22 protein-coding genes, 1 tRNA gene and 1 pseudogene are annotated in these 24,040 nt (G+C 63.5%); 11 read left to right on the plus strand and 13 right to left on the minus strand.

Going from position 1 to position 24,040, the window contains the following annotated elements:
• Positions 1 to 81 precede the first annotated feature (81 nt).
• Complete coding sequence (locus VI340_RS04690; RefSeq protein WP_049942922.1) at positions 82 to 1,731, plus strand: PAS domain S-box protein; 1,650 nt, start codon at positions 82 to 84, stop codon at positions 1,729 to 1,731.
• A 549-nt stretch (positions 1,732 to 2,280) separates the two neighbouring features.
• On the opposite strand, the gene VI340_RS04695 is transcribed toward VI340_RS04690, so the two are convergent.
• Positions 2,281 to 3,639 carry an NAD(P)/FAD-dependent oxidoreductase gene (locus tag VI340_RS04695; protein ID WP_008309929.1) on the minus strand — a complete coding sequence of 453 codons (1,359 nt, stop codon included), beginning with the start codon at positions 3,637 to 3,639 and terminating at the stop codon, positions 2,281 to 2,283.
• A gap of 176 nt (positions 3,640 to 3,815) precedes the next feature.
• The gene (locus tag VI340_RS04700; protein ID WP_008309928.1) at positions 3,816 to 4,337 is read right to left on the minus strand and encodes a response regulator; all 522 of its coding nucleotides are present in this window, start codon (positions 4,335 to 4,337) and stop codon (positions 3,816 to 3,818) included.
• A 215-nt stretch (positions 4,338 to 4,552) separates the two neighbouring features.
• Between VI340_RS04700 and VI340_RS04705 the strand changes: the two genes are divergently transcribed.
• Positions 4,553 to 5,506: a D-2-hydroxyacid dehydrogenase gene (locus VI340_RS04705; RefSeq protein WP_008309927.1), complete on the plus strand. Its 954-nt coding sequence runs from the start codon at positions 4,553 to 4,555 to the stop codon at positions 5,504 to 5,506.
• A gap of 30 nt (positions 5,507 to 5,536) precedes the next feature.
• Here the strand turns inward: VI340_RS04705 and asd are convergent, their stop codons facing one another.
• The 3 genes from asd to VI340_RS04720 form a co-directional block, all read right to left on the minus strand.
• On the minus strand, positions 5,537 to 6,574 hold the full coding sequence (gene asd / locus VI340_RS04710) for an aspartate-semialdehyde dehydrogenase (RefSeq protein ID WP_336357902.1): 1,038 nt from the start codon (positions 6,572 to 6,574) through the stop codon (positions 5,537 to 5,539).
• Positions 6,575 to 6,643: 69 nt separating this feature from the next.
• Entirely contained in the window at positions 6,644 to 7,078 is a 435-nt protein-coding gene (locus VI340_RS04715; RefSeq protein ID WP_008309925.1) for a hypothetical protein, read from the minus strand.
• Between the two features lie 58 nt (positions 7,079 to 7,136).
• Positions 7,137 to 9,362, minus strand: a complete 2,226-nt coding sequence (locus VI340_RS04720) for an AAA domain-containing protein (protein WP_336357903.1) — start codon at positions 9,360 to 9,362, stop codon at positions 7,137 to 7,139.
• Between the two features lie 104 nt (positions 9,363 to 9,466).
• Here VI340_RS04720 and VI340_RS04725 point away from each other — a divergent pair, with 104 nt between their 5' ends.
• The 3 genes from VI340_RS04725 to VI340_RS04735 all read left to right on the plus strand — a co-directional run bounded on the left by VI340_RS04725 (position 9,467) and on the right by VI340_RS04735 (position 11,422).
• Positions 9,467 to 10,507, plus strand: a complete 1,041-nt coding sequence (locus tag VI340_RS04725) for a tyrosine--tRNA ligase (RefSeq protein WP_336357904.1) — start codon at positions 9,467 to 9,469, stop codon at positions 10,505 to 10,507.
• A gap of 12 nt (positions 10,508 to 10,519) precedes the next feature.
• On the plus strand, positions 10,520 to 11,209 hold the full coding sequence (locus VI340_RS04730; protein ID WP_008309919.1) for a class I SAM-dependent methyltransferase: 690 nt from the start codon (positions 10,520 to 10,522) through the stop codon (positions 11,207 to 11,209).
• Positions 11,210 to 11,351: 142 nt separating this feature from the next.
• Positions 11,352 to 11,422 (plus strand) — tRNA-Gly (locus VI340_RS04735).
• 310 nt (positions 11,423 to 11,732) lie between these two features.
• On the opposite strand, the gene VI340_RS04740 is transcribed toward VI340_RS04735, so the two are convergent.
• The gene (locus tag VI340_RS04740; protein WP_008309918.1) at positions 11,733 to 12,047 is read right to left on the minus strand and encodes a hypothetical protein; all 315 of its coding nucleotides are present in this window, start codon (positions 12,045 to 12,047) and stop codon (positions 11,733 to 11,735) included.
• 406 nt (positions 12,048 to 12,453) lie between these two features.
• Here VI340_RS04740 and dinB point away from each other — a divergent pair, with 406 nt between their 5' ends.
• The gene (dinB, locus tag VI340_RS04745; protein ID WP_336357905.1) at positions 12,454 to 13,803 is read left to right on the plus strand and encodes a DNA polymerase IV; all 1,350 of its coding nucleotides are present in this window, start codon (positions 12,454 to 12,456) and stop codon (positions 13,801 to 13,803) included.
• On the opposite strand, the gene VI340_RS04750 is transcribed toward dinB, so the two are convergent.
• Complete coding sequence (locus tag VI340_RS04750; RefSeq protein WP_336329673.1) at positions 13,804 to 14,151, minus strand: hypothetical protein; 348 nt, start codon at positions 14,149 to 14,151, stop codon at positions 13,804 to 13,806. It abuts the gene before it with no gap.
• Positions 14,152 to 14,319: 168 nt separating this feature from the next.
• On the opposite strand from VI340_RS04750, the gene bluB reads away from it, so the two are divergent.
• Positions 14,320 to 14,991: a 5,6-dimethylbenzimidazole synthase gene (gene bluB / locus VI340_RS04755; RefSeq protein WP_008309913.1), complete on the plus strand. Its 672-nt coding sequence runs from the start codon at positions 14,320 to 14,322 to the stop codon at positions 14,989 to 14,991.
• 167 nt (positions 14,992 to 15,158) lie between these two features.
• The gene (locus VI340_RS04760) at positions 15,159 to 16,982 is read left to right on the plus strand and encodes a helicase HerA domain-containing protein (RefSeq protein WP_336357906.1); all 1,824 of its coding nucleotides are present in this window, start codon (positions 15,159 to 15,161) and stop codon (positions 16,980 to 16,982) included.
• Positions 16,983 to 17,009: 27 nt separating this feature from the next.
• On the opposite strand, the gene tpiA is transcribed toward VI340_RS04760, so the two are convergent.
• Positions 17,010 to 17,657 (minus strand): triose-phosphate isomerase, encoded by a 648-nt coding sequence (tpiA, locus tag VI340_RS04765; RefSeq protein ID WP_014040003.1) that lies wholly within the window; start codon positions 17,655 to 17,657, stop codon positions 17,010 to 17,012.
• Positions 17,658 to 17,755: 98 nt separating this feature from the next.
• On the opposite strand from tpiA, the gene VI340_RS04770 reads away from it, so the two are divergent.
• On the plus strand, positions 17,756 to 18,361 hold the full coding sequence (locus VI340_RS04770) for a response regulator (RefSeq protein WP_023843197.1): 606 nt from the start codon (positions 17,756 to 17,758) through the stop codon (positions 18,359 to 18,361).
• 1 nt (position 18,362) lies between these two features.
• Here VI340_RS04770 and VI340_RS04775 read toward each other — a convergent pair whose 3' ends face one another.
• The 5 genes and pseudogenes from VI340_RS04775 to hisC form a co-directional block, all read right to left on the minus strand.
• Positions 18,363 to 18,893, minus strand: a complete 531-nt coding sequence (locus VI340_RS04775) for a multiprotein bridging factor aMBF1 (RefSeq protein WP_023843198.1) — start codon at positions 18,891 to 18,893, stop codon at positions 18,363 to 18,365.
• A 67-nt stretch (positions 18,894 to 18,960) separates the two neighbouring features.
• A pseudogene (locus tag VI340_RS04780) lies at positions 18,961 to 20,202 on the minus strand (RNA-guided endonuclease InsQ/TnpB family protein).
• A 163-nt stretch (positions 20,203 to 20,365) separates the two neighbouring features.
• On the minus strand, positions 20,366 to 20,974 hold the full coding sequence (locus VI340_RS04785; protein WP_008309889.1) for a CDP-alcohol phosphatidyltransferase family protein: 609 nt from the start codon (positions 20,972 to 20,974) through the stop codon (positions 20,366 to 20,368).
• On the minus strand, positions 20,971 to 21,477 hold the full coding sequence (locus VI340_RS04790) for an adenylate kinase family protein (protein ID WP_336329669.1): 507 nt from the start codon (positions 21,475 to 21,477) through the stop codon (positions 20,971 to 20,973). The genes VI340_RS04785 and VI340_RS04790 overlap by 4 nt, the downstream gene beginning before the upstream one ends.
• Positions 21,474 to 22,556 carry a histidinol-phosphate transaminase gene (hisC, locus tag VI340_RS04795; RefSeq protein ID WP_336357907.1) on the minus strand — a complete coding sequence of 361 codons (1,083 nt, stop codon included), beginning with the start codon at positions 22,554 to 22,556 and terminating at the stop codon, positions 21,474 to 21,476. Before hisC ends, VI340_RS04790 begins: the two co-directional genes overlap by 4 nt.
• A 255-nt stretch (positions 22,557 to 22,811) precedes the next feature.
• Here hisC and VI340_RS04800 point away from each other — a divergent pair, with 255 nt between their 5' ends.
• Together VI340_RS04800 and VI340_RS04805 are read left to right on the plus strand one after the other, a co-directional pair.
• Positions 22,812 to 23,510 carry a chemotaxis protein CheC gene (locus VI340_RS04800; RefSeq protein ID WP_008309883.1) on the plus strand — a complete coding sequence of 233 codons (699 nt, stop codon included), beginning with the start codon at positions 22,812 to 22,814 and terminating at the stop codon, positions 23,508 to 23,510.
• Between the two features lie 48 nt (positions 23,511 to 23,558).
• Positions 23,559 to 24,011 (plus strand): hypothetical protein, encoded by a 453-nt coding sequence (locus VI340_RS04805; protein WP_008309881.1) that lies wholly within the window; start codon positions 23,559 to 23,561, stop codon positions 24,009 to 24,011.
• The last annotated feature ends 29 nt before the right edge of the window (positions 24,012 to 24,040 follow it).

The raw sequence follows: 24,040 nt of genomic DNA on the forward strand, positions 1-24,040 counted from the left end.
CCCAGTAGCAGAACCTGAATCGGTTATATTACTTTGAAATGACAAACGTCTTATTAGCGTTTTTGCACAACATTCAAACAGATGGTTGGTTCAGTGCGCGTCTTACATATCGATGACGAACCGGACTTTGCCGATCTAACTGCGGTATATCTCGAGCGGGCCATGGATTCATTCAGCGTCGACACCGCGATGCGGGCCGACGAGGTCATCACGGACCGCCCGCAGGACACGTATGACTGTATTATCAGCGACTACGATATGCCTGGCATGAACGGGCTGGAGTTCCTCGAACGGATTCGCGAGGACGCACCGAAGCTTCCGTTCATCCTCTACACTGGGAAGGGCAGCGAAGAGATCGCGGCCGAAGCAATCTCCGCAGGAGTCACGGACTATATCCAGAAGGAACCGGGAACGTCCCAGTACACGGTGCTAGCGAACAGGGTGCAAAACGCGGTCGAAGCCCGCAGAGACGAACTGCAAGTCACGCGTGGTCACCGCGCAATGAACGCGGCCTGGGACGGCATCAGCACCCTCGACGACGAGGGTCGGTTCACCTATTTGAACGACGCCTACGCGGCCACGTTCGGCTACGAGCGCGACGAGCTTCTGGGCGAACACTGGCAGAAAATCCACTCGGCAGAGAGCCTCAAAACGGTCGATGATGAAATCCTCCCGGCTGTCAACGAGAACGGGACGTGGACGGGTGAGACACTGCTCGAACGCGCCGACGGGACACAGTTCATCGGCGAACACACCGTCGCGAGTATCGAAAATGACGGCTCCGTCTGCGTGGTCCGTGACCGAACTGACCGCGAAGAACTCGACAAGCAACTGCGACACGAGCGCGAGCGGTTCCGGCTACTCGTCGATGCGGTCGAGAATTATGCGCTGTTTCTGCTCGGCCCCGACGGCCTCATCCAGTCGTGGAACGCCGGTGCGAAACAGATCACGCAGTACGAGGAATCTGATATCCTCGGTGAGCATTTCTCGACGTTTCACACAGAGAAACAGGTGGCCGACGGCATTCCCGAGCAACTGCTGCGAGAAGCCGGGGACTGCGGCAAGGCCACCGACCGCGGGCTCCGGGTTCGGAAAGACGGGAGCACGTTCTGGGCAGATGTGACCATCACTGAACTCCGGGAAAACGGCGACTCCCGTGGCTTTGCGAAAGTGGTCAAGGACATCACGGAGGAGATCGAACGGGAGCGGCTACAGGCGACGGCCGAACGCTACCGAGAGAAACTCTACGAGGTCACGAACGATACAGACCGACGGTTCGAACAGCGGTTAGTCGACGTACTGGAACTCGGTGTCGAGTATCTTGCCGTCGATCAGGGCCATCTCGTCGCAATCGATCCCAAGGCAGGAACGCATGAAATCATCGCTACCAGCGGCGAACCGTCTCTCACTGCCCCCGGCGACATCACATCGCTTTCCGAGACCTACTGCCGACGGACTGTCGAATCCGACGGTCTGCTCTCGGTCTACAACGCCGAGCAGCAGGGTCTGGGTGACGACCCCGCATACCAGCGGTACGGTATCGGCTGTTACCTCGGTGCGAAAATCGAAGTCGACGGTGAACTGTTCGGGACGGTCTGTTTCGTTGCTCGTGACTCCCGGTCGGGCCAGTTCAGACAGGACGAACAGGCCTTCGTCGAACTACTCACTCGCTGGCTCAAGTACGAACTGAGCCGACGCGACGGACAGATCCAGTGGCCGCTGAAGCCATGATAGTAGCAACATTTTCTACTTTCGGTTTGCGAGTCGGTTCCCACTGTTCCTGTCACTAATTCGCAGTCCGTCGAGAGCGACGATTTAGCCTCAATGACCGTTTCATCCCCGTCTTATGATCGAACTGCGGGACTGTTTGTCTGGTTGCTCTCTTTCTGGCGGTCTCGACCCGGGGGACACTGCCACTGGTCGTCTCAGACATAGCTCCTATATATCAGCAGAATATCGCCCGGAACACTAACGTCCGGCATCATCCTCGGCGGTGTGCCACGTCAGCCGGCAAACCCTCGTGCCGGGCGGGTCGCCGGAAGGCGACCAGATGCGCAAGCGGCGGTAGCCGCGAGCGCGGGTGATTACGGCGTAATCACCGAACGCCCAGACGGTGCAACCGTCTGGCGGGTCGCCGGATACGGCGACCAAGTGCGGTATGAACCGCGGTCATGTCGCGTGCCCGGGTTCTCCGGGTCGTCATCGTCCCGGTAACGGGTCTCAGTCGGGGATTGAAGGCACGCACTCGTAGTTCGCCGGTCGCACACCTAAGGGTGACGTTCAGACGGCGTAGTCGTCCTCGCGCAGTTGGACGTACTTGCCGTTGCGGTAGGAGAACTTCTTCCGCTTGTAGGAGAACACCATCTTGATGCCGTTGAGGCCGCCACGGAGCGCCGCGTCGGCCTTGATTCCGCGAGCGTCCATCAGGTCATTGGCAGTGGTAAAGGCCCGGTCCCAGTCGGTGGGCCGCCAGTCCCGAACCATGTCCGCGAAGGTGACGTTCCGGAGGATTTCGTCGCCGATGGCGTCGTGCCAGGCGTCGTTGTACCGTTCGAGGCGGTCGTTCGCGGCGAGGCGGCCGGCGATTTTCCCGGTGCGAACGGCGACGTGGTCGCCGCCCTCGTGGAACGCCGAGGTGGTCCCCATTGCCCCGCCGGCCACAGCGATGCCGGCACCCACCGGGGACTCTATCGGCCGAGTCGAGGAGATAGGGTACGTCTCCGTCCCCTTCGATTTCCCACGGTCCTCGACGAGCGGGAAGTCCTCGAGGTCGTACGCCTGGAACTCCCGTTCGAGCAGTCGCTCGATGTACTGCCGGCCCTGTGGGATGCTGTCGTCGCTTTCTCTGAGTAGGTCCCACTCGCTGCGGTCGTAGGCATCGATATCCAGCCCGATGGGCATCGTCAGACCGATGCGCGCGACGGAGTTGTCGTTCGGGAAAATCCATGGATACGCAGTGTGGCCGGGCATCATGCCCCACCAGAACTCGATGAACTCCGGCGTGAACAGTTCCTCGGGCATCCGTCGGTGCTCCTGATAGGCGATGTGGTTGGCCTTGTTCGACGGCATGATGTCGGCCATCGTCTGTCCGGCCGGGAGGAACTGGTCGAGCGTCCCGCCAGTGACGGTCCGCTGTGGGCCATCCGCGAGAATCACGTACTCAGCGGCGATGTCTTCACCGTTGGCCAGCCGAACGGTGTGTCGCGGCGAACTCCCCAGGTCGGTCTCGACGCCGGTGACGCTGACGCCGACGCGGTAGTCCGCGCCCGCTTCCGTTGCCCGTTCGCGGAGCCAGTCGTCGAACCGCGCCCGGTGGAACGTGATGCCGAAGCCGTCGGCGCTGGAACTGATACCGGTCTCCGTGAGCGTCATCTCCGTCGAGGGGCCGTAGAACTTCGCCCCGTCGAGTTCACTCAGCACCACGTCTTCGGGGAACTCCGACCGCGGAATACCCATGATGTCGAACCAGTAATCGAGCAGCCCGGCGGCGTCCGTCGAGTCCGGCCCCGCCCCCTCGCGGTCGGCTCTGGGGACCCCCTTTTCGAGGAGGACGGCGTCGGCCCCGTGGTCGGCTGCAGCCTCGGCCGCCGACGACCCGGCCGGGCCACCACCCACAATGGCGACGTCTACGTGTTCCATACCCGCTACGGCGTCCCGCGCCCGCTAAAACCTATTGTCTTGCATCGAATCCGCGGTCTGATGCCCTCCTGTGACTGATACGGGTCTTAGAGCGATTTACCGGGATGTTCCGACCCCGGGGCCGGAGCTAGCCGAAACTAATCTACAGCAATCCGTCCCAACTGGGCCACATTAGGCTATGGTTCGGTCACTGTGTCGGCAAGCGACACGTCGTGTTGTTCCAGCCGCTCGACGGCCCGCTTGTACGCTTCGCTCTCCGCGAGTGCCGTCGCCCGTACTGCGTCAGCGACTGTGGCTCGTCGGTCGGCAAGTCCCAGGAGCTCCCGGCGTTGCGTCTCGTATTCGCACCGGCGCTGAACTGCCGAGAGTACCGACAACAGGGTATCCCGGTCGGCGGGCTTTCTGAGATACGAATCGACGGGAATGTCCAGAATATCCACGTCCGGCTTGACGCTGCTTATCATCACGACCGCAGGGGTAACTGGCCGCTGTCTGAGTCTTGCGGCGACGGTTTCGCCGTCTAGTTCCGGCATCTGCCGGTCCAGCAGTACCGCATCGATTGAGTCGTCAATCCGCTGTAACCCCGTACGGCCGTTACCGGCCTCTATAACCTCGTATTCCTCCGGAAGCCAAAGTTTGTAGAGCTGTCTATAGTCCGTATCGTCATCAATTACCGCAACGCTCGTCGGTCTCCCCATTCCTTCGAAGTTCTACGTTGGTCATCCTACAAATATGCTAAGATATCGGTATACTATTAGTACAAATTTTACTAATCTAGACTGGTAATTCCTCCGTTCTCTAAATACAGTAATACTAACAATATCTCCGGAGCGCGGTCAACAGACTGCCGGCACCGTTTTGAGGCCCCCGCGTGGACAGCCGGTATGGTTCCGCACGCCACAGGAGGGGTTCAATGGCCGACATCGTCGTGACCCGATACGCCGTTCACGGAATGCCGGTCGACCAGTACGCGGCAGCGCTCCGGGAGCGACTGCCGGAGTGGGACATCGCCGTCGCGGAGACGCCCGAGGCCGAGCGGGACTTGATCGCGGACGCGACGGTCCTGACCGGCAACGATGTCTCACCGGAACTGGTCGACACTGCCGACTCGCTGCGGTTGTTTGCAGGGACATACGCCGGATACGACCACCTCCCGCTCTCGGAACTGGCCGACCGCGACATTGCGCTCACGACGGCCTCCGGCGTCCACGGGCCGAACGTCGCCGAGAACGTCGTCGGCTCGTGGCTCGCCTTCGCCCGGGGCTTTTTCACCGCCCGCCGCCACCAGCGCGACCACGTCTGGCAGTCCTTCCACACCGACGACTTCGCTGGGAGCCGCGTCTGCATCGTCGGACTCGGCGAGATCGGTGAAGCCATCGTCGACCGCGTCCAGGGATTCGACGTGGAAACTGTCGGCGTTCGCTACTCGCCGGAGAAGGGCGGTCCGACCGACGAGGTGTACGGCTTCGACGACATCCACGAGGCCGTCGCCGACACGGAGTACGTCGGTCTCGCCTGCCCGCTCACCGACGCGACACGTCATCTCATCGATACCGAGGTGTTCGAGACGATGCCTCCCAGCGCGGTGCTCACCAACGTCGCCCGCGGCCCAGTTGTCGATACCGATGCGCTGGTCAGTGCGCTCCAGCGCAACCACATCGACGGCGCGGCGCTGGACGTGACCGACCCCGAACCGCTGCCCGGCGACCACCCGCTGTGGGACTTCGAGAACGTCCTCATTACGCCACACAACGCCGGTCACACGCCGAGCTACTACGAGCGACTGGCAGATATCGTCGCCGAGAACGTCCAGCGGGCCGAGCGAACCGGCGAGTGGGACGGGCTCAGGAACCAGATTGCGCTGTAAGTGCTATCGCTGAATCGAACGCAATAGCCCTTACAGGTAGCCGCGCTTGTTCAGCAGTTCGCCGTTCAGCACGCTCGCGCCCGCGGCACCCCGCATCGTGTTGTGCGCGAGGCAGTTGAACTGGACGCCGTCGGTCGTCTCGCGGAACCCACCGACTGCGACGCCCATGCCGTTCTCGACGTTGCGGTCCAGTCGCGGCTGTGGGCGGTCGGGTTCCTCGAACACCGTGATGAGTTTCTCCGGCGAGGACGGCAGGTCGATACCGGTAGCCGACTCCATCGCGGCCTCGGCATCAGCCGTGGAGATGTCCTCCGTGGTGTCGGCCCAAACGTTTTCGAGGTGGCCGTCGAGCGTCGGGATGCGGTTACAGGAGGCTGCCACGTCCATCTCGTTGAGATGGACTTCCGCGCCGTCGAACGAACCGAGCAGTTTTCGGGATTCGGTCTCCATCTTCTGCTCCTCGCCGCCGATGTGCGGGATGGCGTTGTCGATGATCTCCATCGACGAGACGCCGGAGTAGCCCGCGCCGGAGACGGCCTGAAGCGTCGAGACACGTACATCGGTCAGGTCGAACTCTCGGTCGAGGGTGGCCAGCGGCGGCACCATCGTGATGGTCGAGCAGTTCGGGTTCTTCAGGAGCGCGCCGTCCCAGCCACGTTCGTCGCGCTGGACTTCGAGGAGGTCGACGTGGTCGGCGTTGACCTCTGGGATGATGAGCGGCACGTCCTCGTCCATCCGGCCGTTCGAGGAGTTCGAGGAGACAGTGTAGCCGGCCTCGCAGAACTCCGGTTCGACCTCCGCGCCGACACTCGACGGAAGCGAGGAGAAGATGAGATCGACGTCGTCGGGTACCGAATCCGGGTCGGTGGCGCGGACTTCTAACCCAGCCACGTCCTCGGGAATCGGGGAGTCGACACGCCACTTGGCAGCGTCCTTGTATGTCTCGCCAACGCTTGCGTCGCTGGCCGTCAGTGCTGCGATTTCGAACTCGGGGTGGGGGTCGAGCAGTTGGATAAGTCGCTGCCCGACTGCGCCAGTCGCACCGAGCACACCTACGCGTACAGTCATCGCTTGACACACGGCTGTGGGTGGTCAAAACAGTTTGGATACGAAAGCGGTACCGCTGCCTTCGTAGGATTACTCGACCTCGGTGTCCTCGAAGACCCATTCGATGACGCGGGCCTCGACAAGGTCCCGCTCCTCGACGTAAGGGTCGTCGCGGTTCGCCAGCGTCTCCTCGGCTTCGGCGCGCATCTCCGCTTCGATCTCCGTGTGGTCCGGCTCGTCCCGGATGTCGTTCAGCAGCGCTTCGAAGTCCTCCCGGAGGTCGAAGGAGGCGCGGGCGGCGTTACACCGGGACAGCGGACTCATCCCGGTCTCTAACACGAGGTCCCGCACCGTCTCCCAGTCGGAGTCACAGAAGTAGATTGACACCTCGCCGACGATGTCCTGCCAGGCGATGGGGTCGGCGTGCTTGAGCAGTGGGACCGCCCGCGGAGGCAGGTCCAGACGGGTCTTCGTGTCGGGATTCCCGCACAGACAGCAGGCCTTCTCTGTTTTCCCCGTGTACATGTGAGACAGTTGGGTCGGACGTATTTGGACCCATCGCAGGAGGGCGGTAACTGGCCGGCTATACCGGAATGAACTCGGGGTCCACGTCGTTCAGGCGGTCAGTGTTCGAGACAAACTGGTAGAAGTCGCTGTAGAGGTCCGTACACTTCCCGTCGGCGTCGTAGCGGAGCGTGTGCCAGTCGGCGACGACGGCGCAGTAGCGCTTCGCCCGCGTGAGCGCGACGTTCAACCGTCGGGGGCCGTCGACCGGTCGCCCGAGGAACCCGACGTTCCCGGCTGCGTTGCTCCGGACGAGCGAGAGGACGATGGCCGTTCGTTCACCGCCCTGAAACGAGTCGATAGTGTCGACGGTGACGCTGTCCGCATCGTCAGTACGCTCCGTGAGTGTTTCACGAATGCGAGACACTTGTGCGCTGTACGGTGTGATGACGCCAATCTCCTCGGCGGGCACGTCCGACAGCAGGTCCTGAACGAGATGTGCGACCAGTCTGGCTTCGGTGGGATTCGATTTGGAGTGACCGACCGTTTCGACCCGGCCGCCGACATTGTACCCCTCGATTGCCGGCCGGTCCGCAAGCGGGTCGATGGCCCGGCCGTTCCGCAGTGTCCGGTCGTAGAACCGCCGGTTCGGGAAGTACGCGATGTCCCGGTGCATCCGGTATTGGGTCTGGAGCTGGAGGCCGACGCCGTCGTAGACGCCGCCGTCGGAGTAGAGATGCTCGAACAGCGAGTGGCCGTAGCTCGACGCCGGCGGTTCGTCGCTCGCGCTGTAGGGCGGGAGCTGTCGGTGGTCGCCGGCGAGCACGGCGCGGTCGGCCCGGACCAGCGGGATACACGACGCCGCGCAGGTCGACTGCGTCGCCTCGTCGAGCACGACCAGGTCGAATTCCCGGGCGAGCGTGGCGGCGCTGTTGTTCGTCACCGCCACCACGTCGGCCCGTCCGGGTACGTCGCCGTAGGCCCGCCGGACGACGCCGTTCGACGACTGGCCCGCGTTCACGCGGTCGAGGGTGTAGTCGCCGTCGCCGTGCTGGCCGTACGCGTGCAGCGACTGCGGGTCCACCGTGTCATCCGTCGAGGACCCTGCCACGAGATTGTCGACGGCCTGGTTCGAGTCCGCACATACCAGCACGTCTTCACCGGCCTGTGCGGCCCGCCGGACGATTTCGACCAGCGTCCGAGTTTTCCCGGTTCCCGGCGGGCCGTGGATACAGAACAGGTCGTCGGCCAGCAGCGCGTGCTCGACGGCCAGTTGCTGCTCCTGATTCAGTTCCCCGTCGAACTGGTCGCTCCGGGCGGCCGCCCCGTTCGAGAAGGTTATCGGCCGGTCGCCGGCGAGCACGTCCCGGAAGCGGTGGTCAGACAAGGCCTCGACCGCCTCCCGTTCGCGGTCGAACGGAACGGGGTTGAGCAATGCTGTGAGTCCGTAGGTGGCGTCACCGTCGGTGAGCGCGCTTTCCAGTGTCGTCGCGCCGTCGACCTCGGCCCAGTTCACCGCGAGCCAGACCGACCGCCCGCGGATACGCTCGACCGTCGCCGCGACCGGGAACGGGCCGGTCGCTCGGGACCCGTCCACGTCGTGGACCAGCACCTCGTTCCCCTGGTGGATGCCGAAGACGGATTCCACGACGAAGGCCCAGTCGCCGCTCCATTCGGCGGCAACGTCGGCGGGCGGGTCGACGCGGAACCGGTACGTTCCGTCGTCCCTCCCCCGTGCGTGGAGGTCGGGAACCGCGTCGCCACCGGCCTCGTACACCTCGCCCGGCGAGCGCCGCTCGGCCCGTTCTCGGTTGTGCTGGCGAGTCGCTTCGCGTTCGCGTTCGACGTGTGCGTGAAGGCCCGCAATCAGGTCATCTCGCGGTATCGGGTTCCGCGGCGGCTCACTGTCGTCTATCGGTGAGTCGTAGGAGGGCGGGTACGTCTCCGGGACGTAGTCGGAGTGCCAGAAGCGGATCCGGTCGGCGAGTCCCGTGGCCCCGAAGTCGTCCGCGTCGACGAAGTCACGTTCGCCGTCGCGCTCGAAAACGAATATTCCGCCGTGAAGGGAGTGGTCGGTGAAGGCGACGAACTCGCCGGTGAGCCGCGCCGAACCCGGTTCGTGCAGCGGGATGCACACCCAGTCCTCCTCGGGGTGGGCGAGTCCGTCGTGGTGGCTCGCGAACTCGGCGACGGGCCGTGCGGGGATGACATCGCCGCGGTCGTCGAGGGCGTCGTCATCGGGGACACACAGCGTGGCGTCGTCGAGGTCGAAGGACCCGATGACGTGGTCGAACAGGAGCGACATCTACCCCCGATTGTGCCCCGCTGTCGTAAAACAGTACGGCCCACCCCGACAGCCCGTCACACCGGACAGGAACGTTTTAATCGCCGGACCGGCCACACATCGGTATGGATACCGCCGAGCGACTCGATCTGGTGACGAAACACACCACAGAGGTCGTCACCGAGGACGAACTGCGAACGCTGTTCGAGGAGAGCGACCCGTCGGCGTACATCGGCTACGCGCCGACCGGCGAGATGCACATCGGTCACTTCACGACGATGCGGAAGCTCGCGGACTTCCTGCGGGCCGGCATCGACGTGACGGTTCTCATCGCTGACTTGCACGCCCACCTCGACGACAACAAGTCGCCGTTCGACCTGCTGGATGCCCGCTCGGCCTACTACGAGACGGCCATCGAGGGTATGATTGAAGCAGCCGGCGCGGACCCCGAAGACGTGACCTTCGTCCGCGGGACCGACTTCCAGCTCGACGAGGACTACACGCTCGAGATGTACCGGATGGCTGCCGAGACGACCATTTCGCGGACCCAGCGCGCCGCCAGCGAGGTCGTCCGCGAGTCCGACAGCCCGAACCTCGGCGGGCTCATCTACCCGCTGATGCAGACGCTCGACGTGAAGGCACTCGACGCCGACATCGCCTACGGCGGCGTCGACCAGCGCGGCATCTACATGCTCTCCCGCGAAATCCTCCCGAACCACGGCGGCGAGTCGCCGATTTGCCTGTTTGCCCCGCTGTTGTCGGGCCTTTCCGGCGGCAAGATGAGCGCCTCCGACGAAGCGTCCAAGGTGAACCTCACCGACAGCCCGGCCGAGGTCGACGAGAAAATCGGGCAGGCGTACTGCCCGGCCGGCGAGGTCGAGGAGAACGGCGTGCTGGAATACCTCAATCATCTCGTCTTCCCGGTACTGGACGTCCGCGGCGAGTCCTTCGTCGTCGAGCGCCCGGAGGAGTACGGCGGCGACCTCACCTACGAAAGCTACGACGAGGTCGAAGCGGACTTCGTCAGCGGCGAACTCCACCCCGCCGACCTGAAGCCGTCCGCCGCGGGCGCGATATCGGACGTTATCGACCCGGTTCGGGAGCGACTGGCCGACGAGGACGAACTCCTCGCCGAGGCCTACCCGGAAAAGTACGGCGCGGAGTGACGCGGTCGTCCGATGCCACCCTCTGACCCGAGCGCCGACAGCGACGACCCGGCGCGCTCGCGGGCCGCCGTCCGCCGGACGTACGAGGACATCGGCGACCACTTCTCGAAGACCCGGGAGTACGCCTGGCCGGAGGTCGAATCGTTCGTCGACGGGTCCGGCAGTGTTGGGACGGCGCTCGACGTCGGCTGTGGCAACGGCCGCCACGCGGAACTGCTCGCTGGGGTCGCTGATCGCGTCGTCGGACTCGACGCCAGCCGCGCGCTCCTGCAGGCGGCGACCGACCGCGTCGGCGATAGCGTGGCGCTGCTGCAGGGCGACGCGACCCGACTCCCGCTCGCTGCCGGGGCCGTCGACCTCGCGGTGTACGTCGCAACACTGCACCACCTGCCGTCGCAATCCGCCCGCCGCGCCAGTCTGAGCGAACTGGCCCGCGTGCTCGCGCCGGGCGCTCGGGCGCTCGTCAGCGCGTGGAGTACGGCCCACGACAGCTTCGACGCCGACCCTGACGCGGACGAAGGCTTCGACACGACCGTCGACTGGACGCTCCCCGGCGGGGAGACGGTCCCGCGGTTCTACCACATCTACGCGCCGGCCGAGTTCGAGCGCGATGTCGCCGACAGCGACCTCCGACTCGTCTCGATGGAGCTGTCAAGCGGCAACTGTTACGGGGTTGTCGAGCCAGAAGGGAAACGCACTTAATTGCCTTCCATCTATGGACGTGTACGTTCGCACTCGGGCGAAACACAGTCCATCTGGTCTGTGTCCGCACGAGTGAGCGTGCGGCAGTGGTGAGCGGTTCCGACGGAATCGCGAGGCACGCCGTGAAGACGCGAAGCGATGAGCGGCGGTGGTCTAGTGGTAGGACCTGAGCCTTCCAAGCTCATGGCCCGGGTTCAAATCCCGGTCGCCGCATCCTGCGAGGAACGGACGTGACGAGCGGATGCTGTACGGAGGGATTTGAATCACGCGAGACGAGTGCAACGAGTCTCGCCATCGGGTTCAAATCCCGGTCGCCGCATTTTGCTGTGAGCACAACCGCGAACAGCAAATGCTGTACAGAGGGATTTGAACTACGGAAATCCGAGCGACAGCGAGGATTTGCAGTCGAGTTCAAATCCCGGCCGCCGCATTCTGTGTCAGCAAAAACGATCAGCCGAGGCGTTATCAGGCGTTTTGAACTTCGTCGACGTCTCGCAGCCATCTTCGTAGCTCCCAGACGCCGTCACTCCGGTTCGACGGCAGCCTCCTCAAACTCCGCCCAGTCGTCGCCCATCCACTCCTGGAGGCGGTCGGTGACGCCGGCGAAGTCTTCCCCATCCTCGAAGGACTCGACGACGACCCAGCCGTCGCCGTCGCGGTCGTAGCCGAGGCTGTAGCCGCGGTCGCCGTCGATGATAACGACGAACGCGGCTACCACGTCGAGGTCGGGGAAGAACCCGACTGGCGCGAAGCCGTAGTCGTCGTGCTGGGCTTCGAGGGCCGAGATCTCGCTCGTCGAGAGCGGTCTGTCCGGCAGCGAGTCCGTCAGTTCGGTCATTACGTCGCAGTCGTGGGGAGAGGATTGAAAGCGTTTCGAGCGGGGCGCGACCGGGGAACCTCAAAGTGTGAGTCGGACATAACTTCGGCCAACATTGAAGTATTATCATGACTTTTGTTAACATGGAGCTTCCTACGCTCCCGGCGGGAACGACCGTCGTACCATCCGGGATTGGCATCGGCGGACGATCATCGCCGGTGGAGACTGGCCACTCCACCGGCCACGTATCGCTTTGGAACTAACGGCAGACGGAGCAGCTGACACCTCACCCCCACCCCCACCCCCACCCCCACCCCTTTCCCTGCTCCCGATTTTCGAGGTGGTTTCGATGTACCAGTCCATACGTTGACCTGATAGGGCCGGCGAGGGCCGGAGGGATTTTCTGCCAGTACGCGTAGCGTCGGGTATGGACGCCGCGCGGCTCCCCGGGACCAGCGGACCCGAGCAGATAGTCGCGCACGTCGACATGGACTGTTTCTACGCCGCCTGCGAACAGCGGCGGGAGCCGGCACTCAGGGGCGAGCCGCTCGTCGTGGGGATGGGCTACGAGAACGGCGCGACCCACGGGGCCGTCGCGACAGCGAGCTACGAGGCGCGGGCGTACGGCGTCGAATCGGCGATGGCGATTTCTGAGGCGCTGGAGCGGCTCCCACGGAAGGTCGACGCCGTCGAGGACCCGGCTCTCGATGTCGAGGATGCTGGGTTCTACCGCCCGGTCGAGATGGACTTCTACGAGTCCGTCGCCGCGGATGTCCGGGACATCCTCCATGCAGAAGCGGACGTCGTCCGCGAGGTGAGCATCGACGAGGCGTATCTGGATGTGACCGAACAGGTCTCCTGGGAGACCGTCGAGTCGTGGGCACAAGACCTGAAAGACACCATCGAATCGGAGGTGGGCGTGGTCGCGAGCGTGGGTGTCGCGCCGACGATGAGCGCCGCGAAGGTGGCCAGCGACCGCGACAAGCCAGACGGTCTAGTCGTCGTCGAACCCGGGGCTGTCCGGGAGTTCTTTGATGACCTCCCCGTCGAGGACGTCCACGGCGTCGGCCCGGTCACCGCCAGAGAACTCGATTCGCTCGACATCGAGACCGCAGGAGACTTGGCGGCCGCCGACCCGGAACTGCTGGCCGACCGCTTCGGCGAGCGCGGCCGCGAGATACGACGCTACGCCCGCGGCGAGGACGAGCGGTCGGTGACTCCGAAAGGCGACCCCAAGAGCCTCTCGCGGGAGTCCGCGTTCACCGACGCGACGGCCGAGATGGAGGCCAAGTGTCGACAGGTTCGCACCCTCGCCGACGCTGTCGCCGACCGCGCACAGCGAAAGGGCGCGCGCTACCAGACCATCGGCATCAAGGTCGTGACGCCGCCGTTCGACGTGAACACGCGCGCCCGGTCGCTCCCCGGCCCGGTCGAGGAGCCCGACCTTGTCAGGCGCGTCGCGCTGGACCTGCTCGGTGAGTTCGACGACGACCCGGTGCGGAAGGTCGGTGTCCGCGTCTCGAACCTTGATTTCTCGGCCGGCGAGCAGGCCAATCTGGACGGGTTCAGCGGCGACGCTGGAACCGAGGAGACGACCGATAGCTCCGTCGCCGACAACAGCTCGGAGACGGCTAAAGAACAGGACGAGGAAGGACAGGTCGGTCTCGGAACGTTCGGTGAGAGCGAGGCTGCCGGAGATACGATGGACGAAGATGGAGGCCCCGCTGACACTCACATTTCACTCCCGCCCGGCCAGACCACGCTCGCGGATTTCTAGTTAGGCGACACCGTGTTCCAGATTCTCCAGCAGTTTCCCGACGAACAGACCGGCTCGCGGTGAGATAGTGTCGTCTGCTGGGACTGCTGTCGGATGCGCGGCCAGCGTGTCGACGAACCGCTGGCTGTGGGTCATCGCGTGTAACATATCGACTACGTCGACCACCAGCCCCTCGTCGCTGGTATCCATCCCGGCGTACCGCTCCTTCTCGGCCTCGGAGTAGGTGATCGTCCAGGCCGGCCCGCCGGCGGCCGTGACGATGTCGTCGAGCGGAGCCACTTCCAGCAGGCCGTCGTCACTCCCGACGTACACGGTTCCGTCCTCGACGAACGTCTCGTATCTGTCCATGGACAGCCCCACCGAACGAGTGTGTCAAGGTGTCCCACCACAATAGCCGTTACCCCGTCTCGGGCTGACTGGCACCGCTCACAGTCTGTTTCGCGTTCGCATCTCGTCGTACCCGGGACACTGTCGGTCAGCACAATCGGTTTACAACTGTCGTTTGTCAGGGAAGATATGGTTGAGTTCGGACCACGCGACCGCGAGGCGGTCTACAAGTCCATCTACTCGCGACGGGATATCAGACGATTTTCCGCGGACTCCGTTCCCGATGACGTTCTGACACGGATCCTTGATGCCGCACACAACGCGCCCAGCGTCGGGTTCTCGCAACCGTGGGATTTCGTCGTGATCGAGGACGAACAGACGAAGTCAGCGGTCGCCGCGATTGCCGAACGGGCGATAGCCGCCGCACGCGAAGGCTACGAGGAGCCGCGCAAATCGGATTTCGGCCAGTTGAAACTGGAGGGGATAACCGATGCCCCGGTGAATATCTGTGTTACCTGTGACCCCACTCGCGATGCGCCACACGTCCTCGGCCGGAATACGATGCAGCGAATGGACGTCTATTCGACGTGTCTCGCCGTACAGAACCTCTGGCTCGCTGCCCGTGCCGAGGGCATCGGTGTCGGCTGGGTCTCGTTTCTGTATCCCCACGAACTCCGTGCGGTGTTGAACATTCCACACCACGTTCAGCCTGTGGCCTACCTCTGTGTCGGCTACCCGGAAGACGGCTTCCCTGCTGAACCGGTACTGCAACGGGAAGGCTGGCGTAGTCGCATCGACAGAACGGAACTGGTCCATTACGACGAGTGGGACCCCAGTCGGACGCCCGAAACGAAGTCATAGCGGCGTCGGTAACCGAAGCCCGATAGCACACGAGAATTTGAAGCCCGAGCGAACGAAACCTCGGACTGGCTTCGAACTGTTTGCCTTGCGTCCAGACCTGTTCCATAGCTGATGGGCGTCTGACGGAGAGTTATGGGGCCTGCGCGTCTCATTCGTGACAGAAACGCATGGCAGAGACCGAACAGATAACTGTCGCGACGACGAGCGCGGGGCCGGGTGGGACCGGTGAGCCGGGCGAGACCGTCAATCTCCCGGTGGTGGAACTGCTGACCGGCCGGGGGTTCATCACCGGCAAGAGCGGGTCCGGGAAGTCGAACACGGCGAGTGTCATCGCCGAGAAACTGCTGGACAACGGGTTCGGCCTGCTTATCGTCGACATCGATGGCGAGTACTACGGTCTGAAAGAGGAGTACGAGATCCTCCACGTCGGCGGCGACGAGGAGTGTGACATCCAAGTCACCGAAGACCACGCCGGCAAGATCGCCTCGCTGGCGCTGGAACAGAACGTCCCGATCATTCTGGATATCTCGTCGTTCCTTGACGAAGAGGAGGCAGAGACGCTGCTGACCGAGGTCGCCAAGCAACTGTTCGCCAAGGCGAAAAAGCAGAAACAGCCGTTCCTGATGCTCGTCGAGGAGTGTCACGAGTGGATGCCCGAGAAGGGGTCGATGGGCGAGGTCGGGAAGATGCTCATCAAGATCGGAAAGCGCGGCCGGAAACACGGGCTCGGTATCGTCGGCATCAGCCAGCGCCCGGCCGACGTGAAGAAGGACTACATCACCCAGTGCGACTGGCTGGTCTGGCATCGGCTGACCTGGAACAACGACACGAAAGTGGTCGGGCGCATCCTCGACAACCAGTACGCGGACGCCGTCGAGGACCTGGACGACGGGGAGGCGTTCATGATGAACGACTGGGCCGAGCAGGTCAGCCGGGTCCAGTTCCACCGCAAGCAGACGTTCGACGCCGGCGCGACGCCCGGCCTCGACGACTTCGAGCGCCCGGAACTCAAGTCCGTCAGTGACGACCTCGTCTCCGAACTGGAGACCATCAGCGAGGAACAGCAGGAGACGGAGAACCGCATCAAGGAACTCCGCGAGGAACTGGACAAGAAGAACTCCCGCATCGCCGAACTGGAGGCGGAACTGCAGGACGCACGCGACCTCTCGCGGATGGCCGAGCAGTTCACCGAAGCGATGCTGGACCAGGCCGAGGACTACAACCCCGGCCGGACGGAACAGGAGAAAATGCGCCGCCAGCGCGAGCGGTTCGCCGACTCGTCGGATTCAGATAGCGAGGCAGATGCCGACGGCCCCCGTGACGAGCAGTCCCCGGAGCCGGACGAGACTGCCGACGCCACGTCCGGCGGCGGGTTCGGCGACGCGTTCAGCGCCTTTGCCGAGGACGGGGCCGCGATGAACGGCGGCAGCGCCAGTGACGGTGCGGAGACGAACGGCCACGCCGCAAACGCTGACACAGTGACGAACGGGGCCAGCGCAGACAACGGTGCCGCGGCCGTGTCAGTGAATGGGGTGGCCGATACAGACACGACCGACACCGACGACGAGGACCTGAGAGCAGCCATCGCCGAAGCCGTCGAAGCCGAGGAGTCGAACGGGGCAACTGGGTCCGCTGAAGACGAGTCTCCGTCCGACTTCGACGGTCCTGCCGTCTACGGCGACTTGCGAGCCGACATCGAAGAGTTAGACCGAAAGACCCGCCGAATGCTCGCGTACTACCGCGAGCAAGGCCCCGGAACGCCGCTGAACGCCCACTTCTCGGCCGGCGGCTCCGGCGACCGGACGGCGGCCTACGCGCGAAACAGGGAACTCCGGCTCCGCGAACTGGTCGAACACGTTGGCCGCGGGAAGTACGATTCCCGGCTCGCGGCGCTGGTTCGAGAAGAGAGCGACCGTCGACTCGACGAGGATGAGGTAGAGTCGGTTGTCTCCCGACTCGAATCTGCGTTTCTGGACGGAAACGGCGACTGAAAAGGTAGTACCGCGATAGCGGCGATTTTACAGTAACGGTTCGACGAGGTCTTCGAGCGCCGCACGCGGGTCGTCGGCCTTCGCGACGCCACTCGCCAGCAGAACACCGCTCGCGCCGAGGTCGCTCGCCGAGACGAGGTCCTCGCCGGTCGAGATGCCGGCGCCACAGAGCACGTCCACGTCACCGTTGACGCGGGCGGCGGCGTCGACTGCGCCGGTCACGATGTCCGGATCGGCCTTACTGACAGGCGTGCCGGTGCCGATGAGTTCCGGCGGTTCGACGGCGACGCCGTCGGGGTCGAGCGCGGCGGCCGCACCGATCTGTGCGGGGTTGTTCGCACAGACGATCGTTTCGAGGTCCGCGCGGTCGGCGGCGTCGAGCGCCCCGTCGATGTCCGCCAGTTTGAGTCGGTTCTCGGAGTGGTTCAGGAGCGTGCCGACGGCACCGGCGTCCGCAGCGGCCTCGGCGAGCGTACTGCCGGTGTGGCTGCCGTGCTCGACGGCGCTGACGTGCTGGGCCCACGTTTCGACGCCGGTCTCCGCAACAGGGCCGATCTGTGCGGCCTGTGGCGCGACGGCGACGCGAACGCCGGAGTCGTCGCTGACGTCAGCGGCGGCGGTCGCTACTTCGACTGGGTCACACGGGTACGCCTTCAGATTGACAAGGACGAACATACGAAACGCACCGGCTGCTGTCGGGAAATAGGTTGCGAAGCCGCCGTTTGGCGTGCCTACTACTGCGCTGTCGTTCCATCTCGGTCCACCGCTCGGGGATGACAATTATTACGCTTCGGCCGAGACAAGAAACGAGACAAGCCGTGACAGCAGGGGATGACGACACACCGACCGTTCTGATAGTTGAAGACGAGCAGCATCTGGCCGATCTGTACACCGATTATTTATCCGACCAGTATCACGTTCAGACGGCCTACAGCGGCGAGGAAGGACTGGAACTGCTGTCGCCCGACATCGACGTGGTGCTGCTCGACCGCCGGATGCCGGTCGTCTCCGGCAACGAAGTGCTCGCACAGATCGAGGAAAAAGGCCTTCGATGCCGCGTCGCGATGGTCACCGCTATCGACCCCGACTTCGACATCATCGAGATGCGCGTCGACGACTACCTCGTCAAACCCGTTACTCGCGACGACCTCCAAGAGGTTGTCGACCGACTGTACAAGATCCGGGAGTACAACGACAGACTCCGGACACTCACGTCGAAAAAGCTCAAGCGCAACGTCCTCCGCGTCGAGAAGACCGACCGGGAACTGCAGGACAGCGACCGGTATCAGGAACTTCAGGACGAGATCGAGCGTATCTCGTCGAACGTCGAGTCGCTCGCAGACGAACTCGACGTAGAGAAAGACGACCTCCAGTTGTAACCTAGTCCTTCCGCTTCACGACGTCGCCGAGCGTGTACTCGCCGTCGCTGCTGCCGCCGGACCACTCCGTCTCGTCGGCGCTGCCGCCGGCGCTCAGGGAGATCTCGAGCGCGCTTTCGAGTTTCTTCTGGACGTCGTCGCTGGGCAGGGAGTTACCCTGTTCGAGCTTCCGGATCAGGCTCGCCTTCTCGTTGAGTTGCTTGGCGAGTTCCTCCTGGCTGAGTCCCTGGGACTCCCGGCCCTTGCGGATCCGGTCGTGGTAATCCTGTGCGATCTCGTCCATCTCGTCGAACATATCTCGACGGCGGCCACCGGACCCGCCACCACCCGAGGAACTCGACGAGGAGGACGAACTCGACGACGATGACGAGGAGGACGACGTCGAGTACTTCGTCGACGTAGACGACGTCTCCTCCGTCTTGACCTCCGTGCCGAAGTCGGTACACTCGTCACAGACGTCGAGTTCGGCTCCCTCGATTTTGACGCGGTTCGGAGACGAAACCTCCGTCCCGCACATCTCGCACTGAACCATACCGACGGCTTGGACGGGGCGCGGTTTGAATGTTACCCTGCGCACGCTGGCGCTGGGAATCCTGTTCTCACGTAGACAGGCTTCCTGTTTCGATGACGTGACTTGCAGACATTTGCTGAAGATCAGCGGTGTCCGTAGCGGTCACAGTCTCCACAGGCGTTGATTCGGGCCATCCCAGCCCTAGTTCAGAAAACCCCCTTTGCAAGACGTTCATCGCTGCATTCGCATCCCTATCTGTCTCAAACCCACATGATGGACAGGAGTGTTCCCGGACCCAGATGGACTTCGATGACTCCACACCACACACCGCACATTCTTTTGTCGTCCCTGCTGCTTCGACCTGCACAACGTGCGTACCGTACAGATCGCCCTTGTATTCAAGCAAAGTGATAAACTGTCGCCACGCCGCATCCTGCTTGTTCCGACCGTTTCCATCCGCTCGAAGCATACTCTGAACGTTCAAGTCCTCCACAAACACGGCATCGTACTCCTTGACGAGCCACGTCGTTATTTTGTGCTGGTAGTCCAGTACTTTCCGGTGGATGTCGCGTTTGGCCTTCGCCACTTCGACTCGCTGATTCTCGTAGTTGTTCGACCCATGTTCTTTCCGCGAGAGTTTGCGGTGCGCACGTCGGAGTCGTTCGTATTCGCCTTCGAGATCGAGCTAATCCACGGTCTTCCCGTCGCTGGTATGGATGTAGTTCAAGATGCCGAGGTCAATACCCACGCTGTTGCTCGGGTTGAGTGAGTCCACATCGGGCTTCTCGGGCAAGTTAGCGTCGTCGATTTCCAACCCAAAGGAAACGAACCACTCACCGGTAGTCTCTTTCTTGAACGTGGCTTCCTTTATTGAGGAACCAGCAGGGATTGGACGGGAGTACCGTATTTTGACCCATCCGACTTTGCTGAAGCGAACGTACGCAAACCCGTCTTGGCCCCTCTTTTCATCGAGGTCGAAACCAGACTGGTTGTACGTCACGCTCCGGTAATCGGTGGGTGCTTGCCGTTTGAGACGACCAACGGTGTGCCCGTTCTCTTTTTGTTTACGAAGGTTCGAGAGGTTGCGGTGGAAGCGGGCAACGGTAGCTTGCGCGGCTTTCGAATACGTTTCCGCGAACACTGGCCATTTTTGCTTCCACTCAGGGAGTTTGTTGTTCTGGTCGAACTCACTCGGCTTAGCATCCACGGGGCTGTTCGTGTAGTCCCATCGGACGTGGTTGTATAGTTGGCGATGAATATTTACCTGATGTTCCAGTTCGTCCGCTACCCCTTCTGTCGGATAGGCACGGTAGCGGTAACTGTGTTCCATCGCTATCCTTGATTGCCGACATGTTTATTTAATGGTTTGTGACATGGAGTTTCGGCTTCATCCCCGTTCATGGTGTGTCGGGGGATTCGCCACGCTGATCAGTATAAATAGTGCACTGGTCGTTCTCAGCGGGATGCCGGTCCGTCAATTGCTGAACCGATGTTCAGTCGAGCGCCCGCATCGCGTGGTAGAACCGCTGTGCGGCGGTGACGTGGCCGACGACGGCGAACACGACCAGCAGCCAACCGACCAGCGTCAGGCCGGCCAGCGCGGTCGGGACGAACGCTGCGATGCCCGTGACAACGCCGACGAGCGCAAGCCGGTCGGCGCGACCGAGCAGGCCGCCGTACACGCGGTCGAGGCCGACCGCCTGCGCCTGGGTCCCGAGATAGGAAGTCATCAGAACGCCGGTGACGGCGGCGATGCCCAGTTCCCACTGGCTCACGCCGGCGGCGAGGCCGACGATGATACCGATGTCGGCGTAGCGGTCGAGGACGTGGTCCAGCAGATCGCCGCCCGAAGACGCGACGTTCAGCTCACGCGCGAGCGCGCCGTCAACGAGGTCGAGCCAGCCGTTCAAGAAAACGAGGACGGCCCCGCCGAGATACAGCAATGGTTCCCGCGCGGCGACGGCGTACACCCCGCCGGCTCCGAGGGCCAGCAGGAACGCGATGACGCTGACGCCGTTCGGGGAGAGGCCGACTCCTTTGGCGGCGCTGACGAACGGCCCGAGCGCGCGGTCGGCCAGCGGGCGGAACTTGTCGAGCGTCATAGCCAGTCGATGTAGGAGACGGTGCCCGCGCTTGGTTCGCGCTTTCCGTCTACGACCGCCTGGATTTCGCTTGCCACCGCGTCGGGGTCCCGGTCCGTCGTCTCGATCTCGTACACCGATTCCATGCCGTGCTCCTCGACGGCTTCCCCGAGGATGACATCGAGCGCTTCCGACTCCGCGTTCTCGTAGGCCTTCGAATCGTCGTCGCCGCGCTCCCGGAGCCGCTCGACGATGGTCTCAGGGTGGGCTCGCAGCACAATCACTCGGTCGGCGTCAAAGTGATGCGCGAGGTGGGACTCGAACAGCACGTCGTCGCGGCCGTCGAGCCACTCGGACAGGCTGTCGAGGTCAGCGACGAGGCTCCCGCGGTCCTCGTCGATGCCCGTGGAGAACCCCTCCTCCTTGATGACGTCGTTGAGGTGGAGTACGTCGAGATCGATATCGAGGTGCTCTGTCGCCGTGGTCTTGCCCGTGCCCGGCGTCCCGGTAACGGCGACTCTCACGGCTCGACCACCTCGATGACCTCGTTCAAGACCGAGACGGCGCGCTCTGTGTCCTCGCGCGTTCCACAGGTGATACGGATGCATTCAGGTAGCCCGAACGAGGAACAGTCGCGGATGATGACGCCCCTCTCCTGGGCGGCGTCCGCGACGGCCGACGCGTCGCCGACCTCCGCGAGGACGAAGTTCCCCGCGCTGTCCCAGGTCGGCGCGTCGAGTTCCGCGGAGAGGTACTCCCGAGCCCACGAAGCAGTTTCGACGGAGCGTTCGACGTGCTCGTCGTCATCAAGCGCCGCCAGCCCGGCCCGGCAGGCGAGCTCGCTCGCCGAAAAAGGCGTGTTGATGCGGGCGTAGGCGTCGGCCCAGTCCTCGGGGACCACTGCGTAGCCGAGTCGAACGCCCGCGAGCCCGTAGGCCTTCGAGAACGTTCGCAAGAGCGCAACGTCGTCGCGGTCGTCCAGCAACGGCCGCTTACTCGGTCGCTCGGAGAACTCCCCGTAGGCTTCGTCGACGACGACGAGGGTCTGTTCGTCGGTCTCCTCGGCGATTGTTCTGACGGCGTCGGTCGTGAACTCCGCGCCGGTCGGGTTGTGCGGACTGGTGAGATAGACGATGCGCTCGCCGTCGTAGTCTTTCAGGACGGTGTCGGCAGTCTGGGCGAAGTCGTCTGCCTTCGAGAGCGTGTACTCGTTGACCTCGCCGTGGTGATACCGGGCGCTCATCGCGTAGTACGCAAAGCCCGGCGACGGGACGAGGACGTCCTGCCCGGGGTCGAGCATCGCCCGGGCGAGGCAGTCGAGCGCACCGTCGCCGCCGTTGCTCAGCCACACCTGTTCGGGCGTCACGTCCCACATGGCCGCCAGTTCGTCGACGAGGTCGGCGTGGGAGGCCTTCGGATAGGAGTGCATCCGCTCGGCCGCCCCGCGAATCGCTTCGACGGCGTCCGGGCTCGGCCCGTACATGTTCTCGTTCGACGCCAGCTTCACCATGTCGTCCGGGTCGAGACCGAGTTCCCGGGCGACCTCCTCGATGCCGCGACCTGCCCGATAGACAGTGTGAGCGGAGAGGTCCCGTGGTTCCATGGCTGTGCAAAACGGACGGGGCGGCTTAAGCGTGCTCACATCGGGCGTGGCCGTGGCTCCCCAGCCAGACCCGTAGAAATACGCTGGCGGCCACCCGTGTGAAACCCGTCGAGGACGGGTAAGGCACGGAATAGCACGCTCCCCACCGAAGCCCTGTCAGTCAGTGGTAATGAGCGTTACGGTGGATCGCCGTTCAGTCTCGGGACGCCGCCCCCACCGAAAACGGTAACACACCATAGGCCCTGATAGCGTGCAATGCCGCTTCTCATCGATATTCGGAAACTCACGCTCATTACCAGACTCATTCAGGACGGGGCCGAGCAGGTTGCCGATTCGCTGGCGACGCTGGCCGGCGTCGACGCCGCCGTCGAGATCAAGAGCCTCTCGTTCGTCCAGCCGGAGGACATCGCCACCGAGATGGGCGGCGGGAATATTTACAGCGCTCGCGTCCGGCTGACAGAGCCGCCCTACGGCGTCTTCTTGATGACCTTCGAGACGGAGACGGCCGCCGAAATCGCGGAGCTGATGACCGGCTCTAGCGTCGACGACGGGTTCACACAGCTCCACGAGTCCGCGCTGCAGGAGATGTGCAACATCCTCACCTCGGGCTTCATCGACGGCATCGCGAACACGCTGAACGCGACTATCAACATGGGGACGCCGACGGTCGTACAGGACGACGCGGCCGAAATCGCAGACAAGGCCCTCTCGCACGTCCGCCGGGACTCGCTGACAATCGTGCTCGACTCGCTCGTCGACATCAAGGAGAGCGACGTCGCGTTCTCGCTCCGCATCTTCCTCATCCCCGACCCCGGCTCGTTCGTCCACCTCATCGACCAGTTGGACTACGACACGGACCGCGAGACGCACATCTCGGCTGACACAGACGCGGTCAAAGAACTCGATATGTCCGGTGACGCGGACGCCCTCGATGCCTTCGATTCCTCGGAGTAACCATACCGAACCCACGACGTTGAAGGGGGTCGCGTCCAACCGCCGTATATGAGTGTCGTAAACGCGGCTGTCTTCGGGGTGCACCTGATATTCGCCGCGCTGTGGGCTGGAACCGTGTTGTTCATGACCTACGCCGTCCTCCCGACGGCGCTGAACGGCGACTCCTCGCCGGGGCCGCTGTTGGCGATTACCGGGAAGCTCAAGACGGTGTCACGGGCGAGCGCGCTGCTCCTGTTTCTGACGGGCGGGCATCTGGCAGCGACCCGCTACACCGCCGAGTCGCTGACGGGGACCGGGCGCGGCCACCTCGTCATCACGATGATCGTCCTGTGGTTCATCCTGGCCGGCCTCGTCGAAGTCGGGGCCTCGAAGCTCAGCGACGGCTTCAATCAGCAGAAGGTGCGCGAACCGGCCCGGAACGCACGCCCGTTCCTGCTTGGAGCGTCCGTTGTGTCGATTCTACTCCTGCTCGACGCCGGCGCGATTCTCGGCCTGTACTGAACGGCCGGCATATCGGTTGCCGATCGCTA

It is taken from the genome of Haloarcula sp. CGMCC 1.6347, assembly GCF_037078395.1.
Classification (GTDB): Archaea; Halobacteriota; Halobacteria; order Halobacteriales; family Haloarculaceae; genus Haloarcula; species Haloarcula amylolytica.

Coding starts and splice junctions, on each gene's coding strand:
- VI340_RS04690 (WP_049942922.1), top strand. CDS start 82: ATGGTTGGTTCAGTGCGCGTCTTACATATCGATGACGAACCGGACTTT.
- VI340_RS04695 (WP_008309929.1), bottom strand. CDS start 3,639: ATGGAACACGTAGACGTCGCCATTGTGGGTGGTGGCCCGGCCGGGTCG.
- VI340_RS04700 (WP_008309928.1), bottom strand. CDS start 4,337: ATGGGGAGACCGACGAGCGTTGCGGTAATTGATGACGATACGGACTAT.
- VI340_RS04705 (WP_008309927.1), top strand. CDS start 4,553: ATGGCCGACATCGTCGTGACCCGATACGCCGTTCACGGAATGCCGGTC.
- asd (WP_336357902.1), bottom strand. CDS start 6,574: ATGACTGTACGCGTAGGTGTGCTCGGTGCGACTGGCGCAGTCGGGCAG.
- VI340_RS04715 (WP_008309925.1), bottom strand. CDS start 7,078: ATGTACACGGGGAAAACAGAGAAGGCCTGCTGTCTGTGCGGGAATCCC.
- VI340_RS04720 (WP_336357903.1), bottom strand. CDS start 9,362: ATGTCGCTCCTGTTCGACCACGTCATCGGGTCCTTCGACCTCGACGAC.
- VI340_RS04725 (WP_336357904.1), top strand. CDS start 9,467: ATGGATACCGCCGAGCGACTCGATCTGGTGACGAAACACACCACAGAG.
- VI340_RS04730 (WP_008309919.1), top strand. CDS start 10,520: ATGCCACCCTCTGACCCGAGCGCCGACAGCGACGACCCGGCGCGCTCG.
- VI340_RS04740 (WP_008309918.1), bottom strand. CDS start 12,047: ATGACCGAACTGACGGACTCGCTGCCGGACAGACCGCTCTCGACGAGC.
- dinB (WP_336357905.1), top strand. CDS start 12,454: ATGGACGCCGCGCGGCTCCCCGGGACCAGCGGACCCGAGCAGATAGTC.
- VI340_RS04750 (WP_336329673.1), bottom strand. CDS start 14,151: ATGGACAGATACGAGACGTTCGTCGAGGACGGAACCGTGTACGTCGGG.
- bluB (WP_008309913.1), top strand. CDS start 14,320: ATGGTTGAGTTCGGACCACGCGACCGCGAGGCGGTCTACAAGTCCATC.
- VI340_RS04760 (WP_336357906.1), top strand. CDS start 15,159: ATGGCAGAGACCGAACAGATAACTGTCGCGACGACGAGCGCGGGGCCG.
- tpiA (WP_014040003.1), bottom strand. CDS start 17,657: ATGTTCGTCCTTGTCAATCTGAAGGCGTACCCGTGTGACCCAGTCGAA.
- VI340_RS04770 (WP_023843197.1), top strand. CDS start 17,756: ATGACAATTATTACGCTTCGGCCGAGACAAGAAACGAGACAAGCCGTG.
- VI340_RS04775 (WP_023843198.1), bottom strand. CDS start 18,893: ATGGTTCAGTGCGAGATGTGCGGGACGGAGGTTTCGTCTCCGAACCGC.
- VI340_RS04785 (WP_008309889.1), bottom strand. CDS start 20,974: ATGACGCTCGACAAGTTCCGCCCGCTGGCCGACCGCGCGCTCGGGCCG.
- hisC (WP_336357907.1), bottom strand. CDS start 22,556: ATGGAACCACGGGACCTCTCCGCTCACACTGTCTATCGGGCAGGTCGC.
- VI340_RS04800 (WP_008309883.1), top strand. CDS start 22,812: ATGCCGCTTCTCATCGATATTCGGAAACTCACGCTCATTACCAGACTC.
- VI340_RS04805 (WP_008309881.1), top strand. CDS start 23,559: ATGAGTGTCGTAAACGCGGCTGTCTTCGGGGTGCACCTGATATTCGCC.